The sequence below is a fragment of the Peribacillus sp. NPDC076916 genome (assembly GCF_050269675.1).
GTDB classification, from domain to species: domain Bacteria; phylum Bacillota; class Bacilli; order Bacillales; family DSM-1321; genus Peribacillus; species Peribacillus aracenensis.
In genome coordinates, this window is the sequence record NZ_JBNNIU010000001.1 from 456413 (window position 1) to 470177 (window position 13765).

Annotated in this window: 13 protein-coding genes and 1 tRNA gene; 5 read left to right on the forward strand and 9 right to left on the reverse strand. The window is 37.7% G+C overall.

From position 1 onward, the window contains the following. Positions 1-199: 199 nt before the first annotated feature. The 3 genes from ACQKFG_RS02290 to ACQKFG_RS02300 all read right to left on the reverse strand — a co-directional run bounded on the left by ACQKFG_RS02290 (position 200) and on the right by ACQKFG_RS02300 (position 2581). Complete coding sequence (locus tag ACQKFG_RS02290) at positions 200-1063, reverse strand: hypothetical protein (protein WP_427555891.1); 864 nt, start codon at positions 1061-1063, stop codon at positions 200-202. 19 nt (positions 1064-1082) lie between these two features. After that, on the reverse strand, positions 1083-1322 hold the full coding sequence (locus ACQKFG_RS02295) for a helix-turn-helix domain-containing protein (protein WP_427555894.1): 240 nt from the start codon (positions 1320-1322) through the stop codon (positions 1083-1085). Positions 1323-1747: 425 nt separating this feature from the next. After that, on the reverse strand, positions 1748-2581 hold the full coding sequence (locus ACQKFG_RS02300) for a hypothetical protein (RefSeq protein ID WP_427555897.1): 834 nt from the start codon (positions 2579-2581) through the stop codon (positions 1748-1750). Positions 2582-3199: 618 nt separating this feature from the next. On the opposite strand from ACQKFG_RS02300, the gene ACQKFG_RS02305 reads away from it, so the two are divergent. After that, the gene (locus ACQKFG_RS02305) at positions 3200-3457 is read left to right on the forward strand and encodes a hypothetical protein (protein WP_427555900.1); all 258 of its coding nucleotides are present in this window, start codon (positions 3200-3202) and stop codon (positions 3455-3457) included. A gap of 818 nt (positions 3458-4275) precedes the next feature. Here ACQKFG_RS02305 and ACQKFG_RS02310 read toward each other — a convergent pair. Next, positions 4276-4845 carry a recombinase family protein gene (locus ACQKFG_RS02310; RefSeq protein WP_427555903.1) on the reverse strand — a complete coding sequence of 190 codons (570 nt, stop codon included), beginning with the start codon at positions 4843-4845 and terminating at the stop codon, positions 4276-4278. 231 nt (positions 4846-5076) lie between these two features. On the opposite strand from ACQKFG_RS02310, the gene ACQKFG_RS02315 reads away from it, so the two are divergent. From ACQKFG_RS02315 to ACQKFG_RS02325, 3 genes are all read left to right on the forward strand, one after another. Next, positions 5077-5568: a hypothetical protein gene (locus tag ACQKFG_RS02315; RefSeq protein WP_427555906.1), complete on the forward strand. Its 492-nt coding sequence runs from the start codon at positions 5077-5079 to the stop codon at positions 5566-5568. 432 nt (positions 5569-6000) lie between these two features. Beyond that, positions 6001-6231 (forward strand): hypothetical protein, encoded by a 231-nt coding sequence (locus ACQKFG_RS02320; protein WP_427555909.1) that lies wholly within the window; start codon positions 6001-6003, stop codon positions 6229-6231. 200 nt (positions 6232-6431) lie between these two features. Next, the gene (locus ACQKFG_RS02325) at positions 6432-8207 is read left to right on the forward strand and encodes a DUF4365 domain-containing protein (RefSeq protein ID WP_427555912.1); all 1776 of its coding nucleotides are present in this window, start codon (positions 6432-6434) and stop codon (positions 8205-8207) included. Positions 8208-8226: 19 nt separating this feature from the next. Here the strand turns inward: ACQKFG_RS02325 and ACQKFG_RS02330 are convergent, their stop codons facing one another. The 5 genes from ACQKFG_RS02330 to ACQKFG_RS02350 all read right to left on the reverse strand — a co-directional run bounded on the left by ACQKFG_RS02330 (position 8227) and on the right by ACQKFG_RS02350 (position 12241). Then, a complete protein-coding gene (locus ACQKFG_RS02330) occupies positions 8227-9393 on the reverse strand; it encodes a hypothetical protein (RefSeq protein ID WP_427555915.1) in 1167 nt (388 codons plus the stop codon). Between the two features lie 120 nt (positions 9394-9513). Continuing rightward, entirely contained in the window at positions 9514-10485 is a 972-nt protein-coding gene (locus ACQKFG_RS02335; RefSeq protein ID WP_427555918.1) for a tyrosine-type recombinase/integrase, read from the reverse strand. A 123-nt stretch (positions 10486-10608) separates the two neighbouring features. Next, positions 10609-10680 (reverse strand) — tRNA-Val (locus tag ACQKFG_RS02340). Positions 10681-11258: 578 nt separating this feature from the next. Then, a complete protein-coding gene (locus ACQKFG_RS02345; RefSeq protein ID WP_192203743.1) occupies positions 11259-11816 on the reverse strand; it encodes a hypothetical protein in 558 nt (185 codons plus the stop codon). Continuing rightward, entirely contained in the window at positions 11816-12241 is a 426-nt protein-coding gene (locus tag ACQKFG_RS02350) for a hypothetical protein (protein ID WP_353872845.1), read from the reverse strand. Before ACQKFG_RS02350 ends, ACQKFG_RS02345 begins: the two co-directional genes overlap by 1 nt. A 1293-nt stretch (positions 12242-13534) precedes the next feature. On the opposite strand from ACQKFG_RS02350, the gene ACQKFG_RS02355 reads away from it, so the two are divergent. Continuing rightward, positions 13535-13756, forward strand: coding sequence for a hypothetical protein (locus ACQKFG_RS02355; protein ID WP_192203742.1), 222 nt, complete (start codon positions 13535-13537; stop codon positions 13754-13756). Positions 13757-13765 lie beyond the last annotated feature (9 nt).

Sequence of the window (13765 nt, forward strand, 5' to 3'; positions counted from 1 at the left end):
GTTTTGTCGCATGATACGCAGGGCTTCATTTTCAACGTACCTTTTTTTCCATTAAAACGTTTGGTTCTGCTTTTGGCCCTTGTCTTCCCATTTTCTTTCCCTCCTTAATAAAAAAGAGCCTTCGCAAGAAAAAAGCGAATAGCTCCGTTTTGTTTATATGGTGTTTATACAGTATTGACCTTTTTAGCGCTCTCGTTATTTAAGCTCGCATCAGTGCCATTTTCGCTTGAGTGTAAGCGATTCTATCGTCGATATGATTTGTACGTCTCGCCTTTTCCGCCAAGCGCTCGAGGCTTTCTTGCTGCGCCGTCTTCTGCGCATCCTGCGGGCACGGCTCGGTTACGTTTAAGGTAGCAAGCCCCTCTTCCGGGTTATAGATGAAGGTCGATGCGTGGATCGAAACCTCACGTAGAGCCGTTACGACTGGTTGTGAGATGCCCGAGGATTCGATTAGTCGAGTCGCCGATTCTAAGATGCCCGCCGCTTCCTCCCCCCCTTCCGGCATTGCCTTTCTAGACGCTGTGTTGTATAGGTCTCCCAGTTCTTTACGAACCTTCACCCTCTCGATCGGAGCCGACGCATCGACCACGTAATCGGAGAGTTCGAGAATCTTACCCTTTACCTCGTTTGCTAAGGCAGGTTCGTCCGCAAGAGTTAGGAGCTCTTTTAAGGCGTCGGAAGCTCGCTTCGGTGTCACGGCGAATTTAACGTCTGCTGTAAGCTTCTCGACTTTCTGGTCGAAAAGAGCTTTCTTGTGAGGGTCTACCGGTTTGATTTCACTAATGAGTAGTTCCTCCGCAGCTTGTTTTACCATGCGTGCCGTTTCCTCCGTCCCTGTATGTAAATCCCGACTTAGTTCAAGGGCCTTCCTCTCGTAAACCTTTTGTAGCTCGGCTATTTTATTTAGCTTACCCACGTCACTTAAGTCCCGAGAGCGATTTATATCTGCCTTTTTCTCACGAAAGGGATCGATTATCTGTTCACGGAAATATCGGGTTGTAGCGTTATGCTCTTCGTTTATGTACTCGATTAGGCCTCGCATGTCTTGTATGTTTAGTTTCATTGATTGTTTCCTCCTAGTTTTAATAAGTTTTTTTGTTGTTCCTTACGATAGCTCTGAGCATCATTACATCCGTCTTAAAATTCGGAGTAACTGAGAAATGCTCATAGAAGACCTCTGCAAAGCCTTGCGGGATCAGTCTCTCCCCACGCTCGTATCGCAGAATTGATGTTGGTGAAAACCCCGTTTTCTCAGCGACCTGCTGGAGCGTTGCACCATGTAAATTACGGAATAGCCGTAACTCGTCGTGTGTTATATGCATTAATAGCCTCCTTTTCAACGGAAATTTTATTACCAATATACGAAAAAATAATTCCATATTTCTTTAGGAGATCCCGCAGAGTAAATTTAAATAGCCTAAGGAAGTAATTATTCTGTACTCTGCGGAGACAGGAGAAGAAATGTAGGAGGTGAAAGGGGGAAATGCCTTCTCATCTATATAGCGGGTTGGGCATACTTTATTGTATAATGACGGAAAATTTTTTACCGAAAACACTTTAACGACTGCATTTCGAAGTAATTCTCCGCACGAAAGAACGACAAAATTCCGTACCACATATAATTAGAAGAAACTCATCGACAATTAATCGACGACTCGATGATTCTACAGGAAATACACATAATAGAAGAGTAGACAGAGGACATATGTCTTTTTTCCGTTTTGCCCACTAGCTCCTCCTCCCTCTTTTATTCTCTTTCCTTGTTGATGATTTCCTCATGCTGCTTAAATAACTTCCTTACGTTACGCGTGTATTCATCTTTATCGGCTACCTTACGGAAAATAAGATCTGGATTGATGAGATACCTTTTTGATCCGTTTGCTTGGTTAATAAGTACAGCTCCCTTTTTGTTGAGCCCGCTCATGAGTTTTCCCACAGTTTTTCTATCGTGCCCGATATGGTACGCAAGCGTTTCCCGCGACATATGTCTGATTATCCGCGCATCTTTTTCCGTATAATTCTCACATAGATAGTATGTAGCGAAATGAAAATACGGTATTACTTTCCATAGTAGACCCGCTTCTTGAATAGAAAGCTCTTCCACAAGGTTTCGGGACTTTACTATAAAGAGCTTCGTATAGTCTTTTGTATGGATTTCCCCTCCGAATTGAAAGAATCGAGGATTAATAAAGAACGCATTCGACCGTCCATCTCTTGCCTTGCTAACGAGTTCGAACGCTTCGAGACGATTTATGATACTCTTCGTGGCAGTCGATCCCCTACCGAATATCTTCGCAAGATCCTTAATATTCAGCGACTTGCCGCAGTCGATTAGCCTTCCGTTCTCCTTCCATCGTAAGTAACCGAGTAGTCGCATCGCTGCCCCTGCTTCTATAAGCGTTAGTTCGTGGTTTATCTTTCGTAACTCTTGCGGAAAGCATGCGATAAAATTCGGTCCTTTTCCTTCTTCGATTGCTCTTTTCTTCGCTGCGTAACGCATTTGCTGTTCTGTTTTGGGGCGAAGCTCTTGTAATAACCACCCCGTATCCATATCTATGATTCCTCGCCTTTTTGTTTCCATCGAATTTCTCCCCCTTTCATGTTAAAGGCTTCGTGCCTTCTTATGCATTAGCGAAGGTTATTACGTTCTTGATACATAATTTCAGCACGAAAAAGAGCCCCTAGATATCGAAGGCTCTTTCGTTCATTAATTCGTTATTTAATACTTTGGGCTTCGCCCAGCTACGGGCTTTCGCCCTCGCAATCACTATGTAATATCGTAGGTACTCGCATTCTCTTACAATAACGTGATATAGATATATCCTTGATGCGATAACAGGAGAATTTATTCGACTGTAATGTTTGTTTGTGTTTCCTAAGAATAAAGAATACACAACACACCAAAAATGCATTAAACCCTTTCAGCTCTAAGTCTGAGACCCCTTTTCATATGGTCGGGATTGACCCCACAAAAGGCTGTTGTTGGTCGGAATTGACCCCACGATTTGCAATCAAAACTCTTTTCTTCGTAGGCGATAAGATGTCATGGTAAAAAAGGAAATAGAATAAAAGAAATTTATATTTACATGTTCATTCACAAAATTGACATAAGCTAGGAGATTAAATTCACGAAAATGTTTTTATTCGCTGTTTTTATTTGTATAATAATGCGGAAAGTAATTACTGGAGGGACATTAGTATGAAAAAGATAGACGGAGTACAAAAAGAGTACATGATAAGATTTGCGGAAATGGACGGGGTGGATATAAACATAGCTGCCGATATTTTTGGACTAAGACCTCGAACACTAAGGGACTGGGTAAGCAAGGCGGAAAAAAAGCAAGTTCCGGATACACATTCCGAACACCCTAGCAACAAAACACATGAACAACGAATTAGCACATTAGAAGGAAAGATTAGTAGTATCACAAGGCTATCGAAGATCCGAAGGCGATAACAACATAATATAATTAATTGTTTGGATGAGTGCTACGAACACTCTCCCTTTTTTTACACTACCTCAACGACAAATCTACCATACGACTTCTTTTCGATATCACCCTCGACTTATAGATATATGCGACACCCTGAAATATTTTTTACTAGCGAAAATTTTTCGAGCTGCTGCTTCGTGGTGAGATCGCCTTTCCCCCCTTGAGGTGGAATTTGTGGTTACTAATTTTATATAGCAGTGCTGGGCCTTTTCGGGCCGGAGGCCTGGGGTAAACGGTTATCGAGGATTTTGTCTCGCCCTGCCGTGCATTTTCATGCAATATTTACGCATACAATACGTAACACAACAGCGAAGAGTTACATTTCGTATTTCTCAAGAACGTTGTTTTCTCGGTCTTCGTTCGATGTTTCAATGCGAATAGACTTGTTAATAGTTTTATGCATTCATTCAATCCGCATTATTACGTTGTTCATTCGTTGCATTCGATGAATAGATTCATGAATAAAGTACACCGTTAGATCCCGAGAGTTTGCGAAGAAATCCTTTCGAAGGAGTTCCTCGCTATTCCTACGACCAAGAGACGCGTAGACTAATAGAAATGACCTTTGTAATCCTTTAGATTACTGCGCCTCCTGCTGAGTACAAATCAATAATAGATAACCCTTTTAATATTATCGGAACTATAACCTCTTGATCGCTTATAGAAAACTGCAGAGACGCCCTATGTTTTGATTGATGTAGTATGGTTCATTTTAACTGTAAGTATGACCCTGCATAGCCATAAATAACTTTTTATATGCAGCCATATTGTATGGACCTTACTATCTAGCTGTATCCCTCTTAGCATACTCATCGATGTATCTATATAACGTGGTTCGAGAAACTTCAAACATATCTTGTACAGCTTTCTTCGTGTGTCCGTTCTCGAGCATTTCGATCATGCCCTCGATTTGCTCCTTCGTGTGAGCCTTTTTACGGCCTCCACTCCGTCCTCTGGCTTTTGCCGACTCGACCCCACTCTTAACACGTTCATTAATAACCTCTCGTTCCATTTCTGCGACTGCTCCGAATACATGAAACATAAACCGCCCCGTTGTTGTACTCGTATCAATTGAGTCCTTTATGCTTACAAACTCGATGTCTTTTTCATTAAAAATTGAAACAAGGTCGACAAGCTGCTTCATCGTACGTCCGAGTCGATCTAATTTATAGACGACTAGAGTGTCACCTTTACGGAGCTTTCCTAGTAAAGTATTGAGCTCCTTACGTTCTGTTTTTGCTCCCGACTGTTGTTCCATAATAATCTCATCGCAACCATATCGCTCCAATGCGTCTAACTGTGAGTCTAAGCTTTGTTTTTTAGTCGATGTCCTTGCGTATCCAAATTTCATTATGTAGTATCTCCCTTATCCGTTTTATGTCGATAAATAGAGTGTACCAAAATCATATACCACAATCAATAGTTTTCGGTACATAGTTTTGGTACACCAATAACCGCATAAATAGGAGACGAGAATTAGCATCCCACAATCAATAGTTTTTGGTACACAAAAAAGGGGTGAAACCTTAGCTCATATATATCGTATAATCAATTATGGAATTTATTTATAGGAGTGATAATAGTGAGTAGTAAAAAAAAGGATAAACCTAGTAAAAAAATTATAATTGATGGAATAGGTTTATCCATTGCTATGATTATTGCAGCAGTATTCCTTTACCTTACACCTAGTTATCTTGGTTCTGAAATAGTTACTATTATCATTAGTTCTATCCTAGTGAGCTTTGGAATTAGTGGGTTAGGAATGTCGTTAACTGAATTGAATAACGGAGAAAGTATAGGTATCGATAGGCTAGGTCTAGGTGTTGCAATGCTAATAATCTGGGGAATAGTTTACTATTTCTCTCAATACATTTGGTTAAACTGGGCTCTCCTAATCGTTCTAGGAATTGGATTATTCGGAACAGCTACAGGAATTACCATTCTTTTTGTGAATGTCCTCTCTAGTAAATCAAAAAGGGAAGCAGCTATTAAAATCCCTGTAGCTTTAATACAGATTGCGACAACAATAGTAGCATTGTATGAAATTTTCACAAAACTGAAGATATTCAAATAACCCCTCGAGGACGGGAGCTCCTTCTCTCCCGAGCCTCCAGGTTACAAAACCCCGATTTTTCTTATTTTGTCTACTAATGTAAAGTTTAATTAACATTCCTTTTTATACATCAAAGCCTTTAATCCTTGAGCGATAAGGCTTTTTCGCCTATATTATCGTTCTTAAGTCGAATACAAGCAACTTTACACTGATTTATTTTTTACATATTCATACCCTTAGCACTTGTAACTAGTAATAGATTTCCTCGTAGAAGCATGATAGAGCTCTTTTACCCCTTTAGAATACTAATACATTCGCATCGTTAAACGAATAGCTAGAATGGCCCTTATTTCTTAAAACATTACCGTATATGTAACAAATACGACCTCCTAAACGCTAACTTTTCCGAGAGCAAAAGAAAAATGCTCAAGATAGCGAAAGGAGGTCGAAATAATGTCCGAATACTGGCAATTAGAAACACGCAGCTTCGCTTTTTATACCGAAAACCAAAAGATAATGCAAAGTATTAAGCGCTCATACTCGGATCGTATCCGTATAATGGCCGAGTACTTTATAGACGGAAAACTATGCGGAAAGCAATATCGATTCGGTAATGCGGAACTAAGACGTATTCGAAGATACATCGCATCTGAACGGGATCAAAATAAGGAACTTCGGAACTAGGACGGGAAACCGTTCTTTTTTCTTTTTTTGGTTTTACATGATGCTAGAATATTACACATAAAAAGCCAATATTAACCTCACCATTTGACAATCTAATAGTTTTACAAATTTTTGTATCTATGTGGGTAAAAAGACAGAGTCGAAATGATATAATTTATAACAAAGGTTAAACACTACATCAAGTCAGGTGATGAAAAGAAATGGCTAAAATATCAAATCGAAAAAAAGAGACTATTGCAGTAACTGCTATTGTGCAAGAAACGTATAAAGAGGGATCATATTTAGTGGCTGAAATACCTACTGGAGACAAGGCACCGTCATTTGATGGGCAAATAACGGTTTTTAAAGACGATTCAGAGCGAAAAGAAAGTTACCTAAATGATGTCCCTACTCAAGTAAAAGGGACAGGTGTTAAAACATTTACTGTAGGAAACCGAAAATTCCCTTTAGATATAATTCACTATCAAAATTATTATAAAAGAGGAGGTTGTTTACTTTTAGTCGTTGAAATTCTAGAAAATACCCATACTAAAATATTTTACAAACAACTTTTACCTACAGAATTGAACCAAATTATTAAACAGTGGGGACATCAGAGAACCCTAAGTATTGAGCTTAGACCGCTTGAGGAAACTACATTATACTCTGTTTGTAGAAAGTTTATCGATCAGATGGACAAGCAGCCTCGCATACTAATAGAAAATAATCAATATACGGATGAGGAATATGAAAAATTAATATTTACTAGTTTGACATTTGACCCCAATAAAGGCGGGTTTCAAGATATTTTTAATCACGATTTCGTTCAGTTTGGCTTAAAAAACAATATCGAGTATCCAATTCGAAATATGAGAATAGATTCACTTGCTGTCGCGAATATAGAGAAGATTGAAATAAACGGTAATGTATTTGAAGTTATGGTTAAAACAAAATTTTCCCCACCCAATATAACTAAACTGGTGGAGGGTTGTTTAGAATTAACCTTCAATGAAAATGGCAATAAACTTAACTTCACCATTAAAGAAATTAAATCTCTTGCGGCCCAATTAAAAATACTTCCTTTATTAATAGAATTTCTAAAATCAGGTGAGATAAAGTTTGCTGACTTTGTCGGGAAAATTTCAACTGTAGAAGCAAAAAAATATTTAACTGACTTAGAGAATGCGTATTCGTTGTTCCTTGTCCTCCAAAAATTATTCTCTGAATTAAATGTAGATGAAAATGTTCAGTTTGGAAATAATGACAATATTGATAGAGAAATTGAACGAATAATTGATGTTATGGTATATAAAAAGTATAGTGGGTTTAAAGTGGAAAATCCTGATAACCCTAGTTTTTTTAAATATAAAATAGGTGATATATATTTAATATTATTTTATTCACCAACGTCAGAAATTAAATTTATTAATGCTTTTTCTCAGCAATTATTAGATATGCAAATAACAATGGTTATGAATGATACAAAGGATGAAATACCAATAAGTCCATATATCCTTTTAGAAAAAGAGACTCTTATACATGCTAAGAATTTAGACTTGAATTTCATGATACAATCTTTTAATTCAATGGATTTCGAAAAGTCTGATCAGCTTTTTGGGACTGTAAATAACTTTTGTTTGGTTTGTTTAGATGCTTTTGATCAAACAAATAATAAGGAAATCTTGAGACTCCCTTTATTTTTACTTAACAAATTACAAGAACATATCTCGGACTCATTAATAAAACATATTTTATTGATAAACCTTTTACAGACTAATTATAGACAAAATGGAGAATTGACAAATAAAGAATACAAAGAACTTATGATCTTAAAAAATAAAGTTGCTCCTTCGGCAGATAACATGGAACTAATCTTTTGTATAAATGTTTTACTTCAAAGTAAAAAAGAGGCAGACTTTGCATTTGAAGAATTTAATGATGAAAAGAAAGAGTTATATAAGTCTTTCCCCATTTTTTCGCTATATGAGAAATTATAATAAAATACATAAACACCCTTTAATTTGGTATTGACGTATAAGAGGTAGCAAAAAAGTCTTCTTCACCGTAACTACCTATGTAATCGACATAGCTACTTCCTGCTACTGTTGAGCTTTTCACCTGATTAAAGAAGTCTTCGAGACACTTTTCGTTATCTTCGTCGTTGTAGGTAGAGTATAAGTGTCTCATAGCTAGGTCGTACTCTTCGTTTGCCTTTATTTCGTCGTCTTCATCAATTGCTAGATTAAGATTATAAGTTAGAAATGCAAAAATGCCTTTTCTGAATGCGAATAGACCGCGATTAGCCTGTCGTTGGAAATACACTAAAGTTTCTAGCGCTTTCAATACGGACATTTTCGTATTAGCAAATAATAGATTACGTTTCTTTAAAGTCTTTTCGATTGTTTTTTGAATTTGGATTTTTTCTAGTATTTCGTATCCGGTTAGTAGTATATCGATGTCCTTATCGAAAAGAGAAATATATTCGATAGTTGTTATTTGCTTACCGACGGTGTCTTGTACTTTGTATTTAATATCTTTTATTTCCGAAGGAGAAGCTTGATTAAAAGAATCTTGATTCGGAGACGAAATAGGAGCCTCTAACGCTTGAGGCTTCAGGGCTTTCGGCATCTTAACGCTGTGCAAAGACGCCGTGCAAGACGCTGTGCAATCTTCATTTTCAGAAGGTGCTTCGATAACCTCATTCGATGGATGCGTTCGTAAATTTGATAAGGGAGAAAACACGTAAACTAGATACGCATATCCACCGTAACGCTTGTCCTTTTTACCGAGCTGCTTAAGTGTTGTAATCCCGAAAGTGTCGGCAGAAACCTTTAGGAAGTTACCGACGGATCGTAGGGATACGCCTGCCTTCTCCGCTAGTGTCTCACGCTTCATGAACGGGACTCCGAATGTACTAGGGGCGCTATCAAATAAAGCCTTTAGTATCGCCTTGAAAGACGGCTTTTGGTCGAGTAGTTCCGCATATGTATAAGTTAAGCTGCGATAATGTGCGTTGAATGCTTCGAGAGATTCGAATTTTGATAGTGATCTGTAATAGGCGATATTGCCTGCGTGTTCCGCTTCGATTATTTGGTTTGTGGACATGGACATAGCTTCTGTACTTATTTTAGACATGATTCCGGCTCCCTTTTCGTAAAAGAGACGCAGCCCGCGCTTAGACATACTCAAATAAACGTATTGATTTTACGTTTTTTTCATGGTACACTTAAGACCTCAAATTTTCTGCTTAATTGCGGTCGGGCGTTTGGATGTTACCAGCATCCAGCGTCCTTTTCTATTTTCTTACAAATATTTGCGTAAACTTTCCGCAACTTCCTCTTTATCTAAATGTAGATACCGGCTTGTTACAGCAATATCGCTGTGACCCAGTGCTCTCGAAATTACCGCCACATTTGCACCTCTATCTAGTAGTTTCTTCGCAAAACCACGCCGAAGGGCGTGCGGATTGATATTCTTTAAGCCATATTCTTTCGCATACTTGCTCAGCCGTTTCTGAATATTATTATTCGATGGACTAGTCGTAACAGGACCCCCGTTTTTCGTTATGAATACAAAGTTATTCCGAATCCTATGATCGCGTCGTACTAGGTCATTTTGGCTCATTAAAACGGTCAATAAACGTATTAAATCGCCGTCAATAGGCAAAAGAATCTGTTGATGATTCTTAATAATTCCGCCGTCTATTTTAAGTAGTTTCGCGTTAAGATCAACGTGCTTATTTTCAAGAAGCGCTAACGTTCCAACTCGGATTCCCGTTTGATACATTAATAAAACCGCAGTAGCATCCCGCAAGTGCACAAAATCCGATAAATCAAGTAACGTTAATAATAAACGTATATCCTTTTCGGAGGCGCCTATCTTAACGGGACTATCCACTTTTATTGTTATCGATTTCCAAAACTTTGTACTTATCCAACCGATGTCGAAGCAACGACCCAAGAAAGCCTTTAAACATTTTAAGCGTGTAAGTTTAGTCTGATTGCTTACATTCATACTCGATAACCATTCGTAAATGTGTTCGGGTGTTATCTCGTCAAGCACCTGTACGCCCGTAATTCTCGTGAAATGAGTGACGTGTAAGTTATAATCGCTTATTGTGCGTTCTCTAAAGCCAGTTACCTCCATTTGACGCGTAACAGTGGCGAGCGCTTGATTAACTGGAAAACCTTCAACCGACTTCTTTTTCAACGAATCTTCAATAAATAAATCGGATAAGTCAACGTCTACCGTTAATGATTCCTTCTTTTTAGTCAAAACAAAAAACCTCCTAACTCGCGAATGATTTTCGTCAAATATACGGATGTTGACCGCTTCATTGACCGTTTCATTCTGCGTGTTAGAAGGCTTTTGCGACGCTTATAGCGCCAAGTTAGTTGATGACCTGTGAGGGATTCGAACCCACGACCCCTTCCCTGTCAAGGAAGTGCTCTCCCACTGAGCTAACAAGTCAATATGTAAATCAAGCTCTTTAGAGCTTGCTTTTAAACCTTAATTAGTTGCTGACTTCTTTACTGGACAAGATTTATTATATAGTGGTATTCAAAATAAAACAAGTAGTTTTGCTAAAAAAATTTTTATCGTAAAGTGGCCTGGTAAGCTAATCCTTGAAAGCTTGTAAGAATGCGTTCAATATTTAAACTATTACATCTTAATGAGTTCCCTATATCCGTTATCTCCAGATTTTCGTAAAGAAGCCCAATTGAGAAAGAATCTTTTCTTTGTAGTCCGATACTGTTGTTGTCTTTTAGTCATAACACTGGGAGCTGACACTGAGTATGGTCATTGTTTTTTAGGCCTTGTTCAATAGAATTTACTATTTTTCCCGATAACCTTTTTTTGAACAAAGTCAAAGAAGAAAAGAAGCCAGCAGGATTTGACCCAAAAATTTCTAAGAATAGAGTCCAACTAACCATTTATGAGGAGAATCCTAGGCTCCTACATATAAGATTTTCTCAACTTTAATTAACAAATATGATGTCTATGTGCTCAATCTAAGATTTAAGCAAAGAAAAGACAGGAAAAGATCTTTACATAGGAGAGGGGAATCTAGCAGCTTGAAAGTTGGTTAAAGGTGCCTCTGCTAAAATTTCTCCGTTTGCGCCTGCGCTAAATATTACTTGTACCCGATCTCCTGCTTGTAACTGAAGGATTGTAGTAACCGATAGTCCAATAGGTCTTGATTTTCCAAAGAAGTCATTAACAATATCCATATCATCTCCGTTTACGTTAATGGAAATGGAGGCGGCATATCCTTCTTTTGAAGAAGGTATTTTTTTGTCTTTTGAAGAATGACTTTTTTTGCAATACTCACAGTTGCAACTATTTTTTTTGCAATAATCGCATTTGCAACTATCTTTTTTGTTTTTTGAGGAATTATCACTTTTTCTTTTTGACGGACAAAATGAGACTTTTGCGGTTATCTCATAAATTCCATTCTCGGTTGGAATAAATGTTGATATATGCGGATTATATTCATTTGCTAAATCAAATTGTTCAGTTTGGTATAAAACTTTTACGGAGGGCGTAACCGCTGCTTTGTAAAGTTGTGGTGTGTTCTTATTAGCCCTAAACGCAGATGCTCTCACTAGATTATGTTTCTTATGGTCACAGTGACAGTCATTATGTTTCTTATGGCACAAATGACATTCATCGGTTTTCTTTTCAATGCATACACAGTCATTGTGCTTCTTATGACAACAATGACAATCATCCGGTTTCTTTTGATCGCATATACAATCATTGTGCTTTTTATGACAGCAATGGCAATCATCCGGTTTCTTTTGATTGCATATACAGTCATTGTGCTTCTTATGACAGCAATGGCAATCATCCGGTTTCTTTTGATTGCATATACAGTCATTGTGCTTCTTATGACAGCAATGGCAATCATCCGGTTTCTTCTGAATACAAATACAGTCATTGTGTTTCTTATGACAACTATGACAATCATCCGGTTTCTTTTGAATACAAATACAATCATTGTGCTTCTTATGACAACTATGACAATCATCCGGCTTCTTTTGATCACATTTCTTATTAAGATATGTGGTGTCTACAAAGGAATTACAATGTGAAATAGTATAATGATTTTTAATTATAATCACCTTTTCCTTTTTTTATTTTCTGGTTATTTTATTCATTAAAAGAAAAGGGGTTTGTACAATATGGTACAAAAGTAAAAATATATCTAATTAAAACAGCAAAAATCTACTGGGTAGTATACGTTTTCAAGAAGGTTGGTTGTTAACCAAAAGGGGTGAAGTAATAGTAAAAAGTTAACTTCTTACTTTTTTCAAACACTAACTATCAGGACGCTAGTTCATTAAGAAACACTAAAGAAGAACACAATAAATGGTCTTTTTTATTTGTTCAATATCAACAATGAAAGTGAACAAATCAAAAAAAAGGATTGCTGACCATAATTGGCTCCATCTCGCCTTTGATTCCCGTTAGTTGGTAAAACTAACACCAAGCTCCCCTTATTAGCACCTGCCGTTTTCAGTTTCATCTACCTGACGTAAACAACGTTACCCTGAGTACTATACTCGACGCTCAATGATTTATAAAATGGATATCCAAATGTATGCAAAATTCCATTTAGCAAAAATTCACTTTAAGAGACTAATAATAAGGAAGGGATTCTTGTGGATGTTAATCGTGGAAACAGTTTCTCCCTTCTCCATCTGACAATGGGCTGAAGCATAATGCACTTCAGTTTGGCATGATGAAGAAGCGGCTATTGTACTTCTGCGAGGACCGTTAGAAGAAGTCATAAAGCATTAGCCAACCCTGCACAATCGCGAACAAAACGGGATGAATAGACGTTGACGGAGTACCCTTATGGATAACCCTTGAGCACCCTTGGGGTAAGACCTTTTCACCCGGTCCATTAAAAGGCTTTTTTGCAACCACTGAGAGTTGTCTCCCTTAATAATTCTTTTTGAAAGCCAATCAAGCAACAAAAAATCACCTCCCCCTTCTTGAAATAGAAAGAAAAGTGATTCAGAAGTTTATTATTGGTAAAGTCGTTAAGGTTGAACTAATAGTATCGATACACGACAACTTCTCATCACGTAAGCATTATTGACTTGAAATCGTTAATTGTATGTAGAGTGAAAAACGACCAGCCTTCCCCGTCAAGAAAGTGTTCTCCCACTGAGTTAACTTGACGTATATAATGACTAATTGGTAAGGACATATTTTATCTCAACAAAAAAAGAACTAACGTTCCCTTTCCACTTGCATACAAAACGTACGTTCGCATATAATGATAGCAAGCAAGTCAGCAAAGGAGTGACAGGGAATGAAATATATACTTCGTAAACATATGGAAGAAAATGCTCCATTGGAGATAATTTATCTCTCCGAACAAGGTAAGATTACGCAGCGGAAAATTCAGGTGCTTGAGGTTTATCCAGGCCATATTCACGCATTCTGTTTTCTAAGGCAGACAAAACGGACATTTAAAGTAGACAATATCCTTTCTGCCCGCTTCATTAAGGCCAGGTTTGACAGGTCTGGATGAAGATTGTTA

Excerpts from the sequence above, each read along its gene's own strand:
- ACQKFG_RS02290 (WP_427555891.1), bottom strand. The coding sequence starts at position 1,063 with ATGAAACTAAACATACAAGACATGCGAGGCCTAATCGAGTACATAAAC.
- ACQKFG_RS02295 (WP_427555894.1), bottom strand. The coding sequence starts at position 1,322 with ATGCATATAACACACGACGAGTTACGGCTATTCCGTAATTTACATGGT.
- ACQKFG_RS02300 (WP_427555897.1), bottom strand. The coding sequence starts at position 2,581 with ATGGAAACAAAAAGGCGAGGAATCATAGATATGGATACGGGGTGGTTA.
- ACQKFG_RS02305 (WP_427555900.1), top strand. The coding sequence starts at position 3,200 with ATGAAAAAGATAGACGGAGTACAAAAAGAGTACATGATAAGATTTGCG.
- ACQKFG_RS02310 (WP_427555903.1), bottom strand. The coding sequence starts at position 4,845 with ATGAAATTTGGATACGCAAGGACATCGACTAAAAAACAAAGCTTAGAC.
- ACQKFG_RS02320 (WP_427555909.1), top strand. The coding sequence starts at position 6,001 with ATGTCCGAATACTGGCAATTAGAAACACGCAGCTTCGCTTTTTATACC.
- ACQKFG_RS02325 (WP_427555912.1), top strand. The coding sequence starts at position 6,432 with ATGGCTAAAATATCAAATCGAAAAAAAGAGACTATTGCAGTAACTGCT.
- ACQKFG_RS02330 (WP_427555915.1), bottom strand. The coding sequence starts at position 9,393 with ATGTCTAAGCGCGGGCTGCGTCTCTTTTACGAAAAGGGAGCCGGAATC.
- ACQKFG_RS02350 (WP_353872845.1), bottom strand. The coding sequence starts at position 12,241 with ATGATTGTCATAGTTGTCATAAGAAGCACAATGATTGTATTTGTATTC.
- ACQKFG_RS02355 (WP_192203742.1), top strand. The coding sequence starts at position 13,535 with ATGAAATATATACTTCGTAAACATATGGAAGAAAATGCTCCATTGGAG.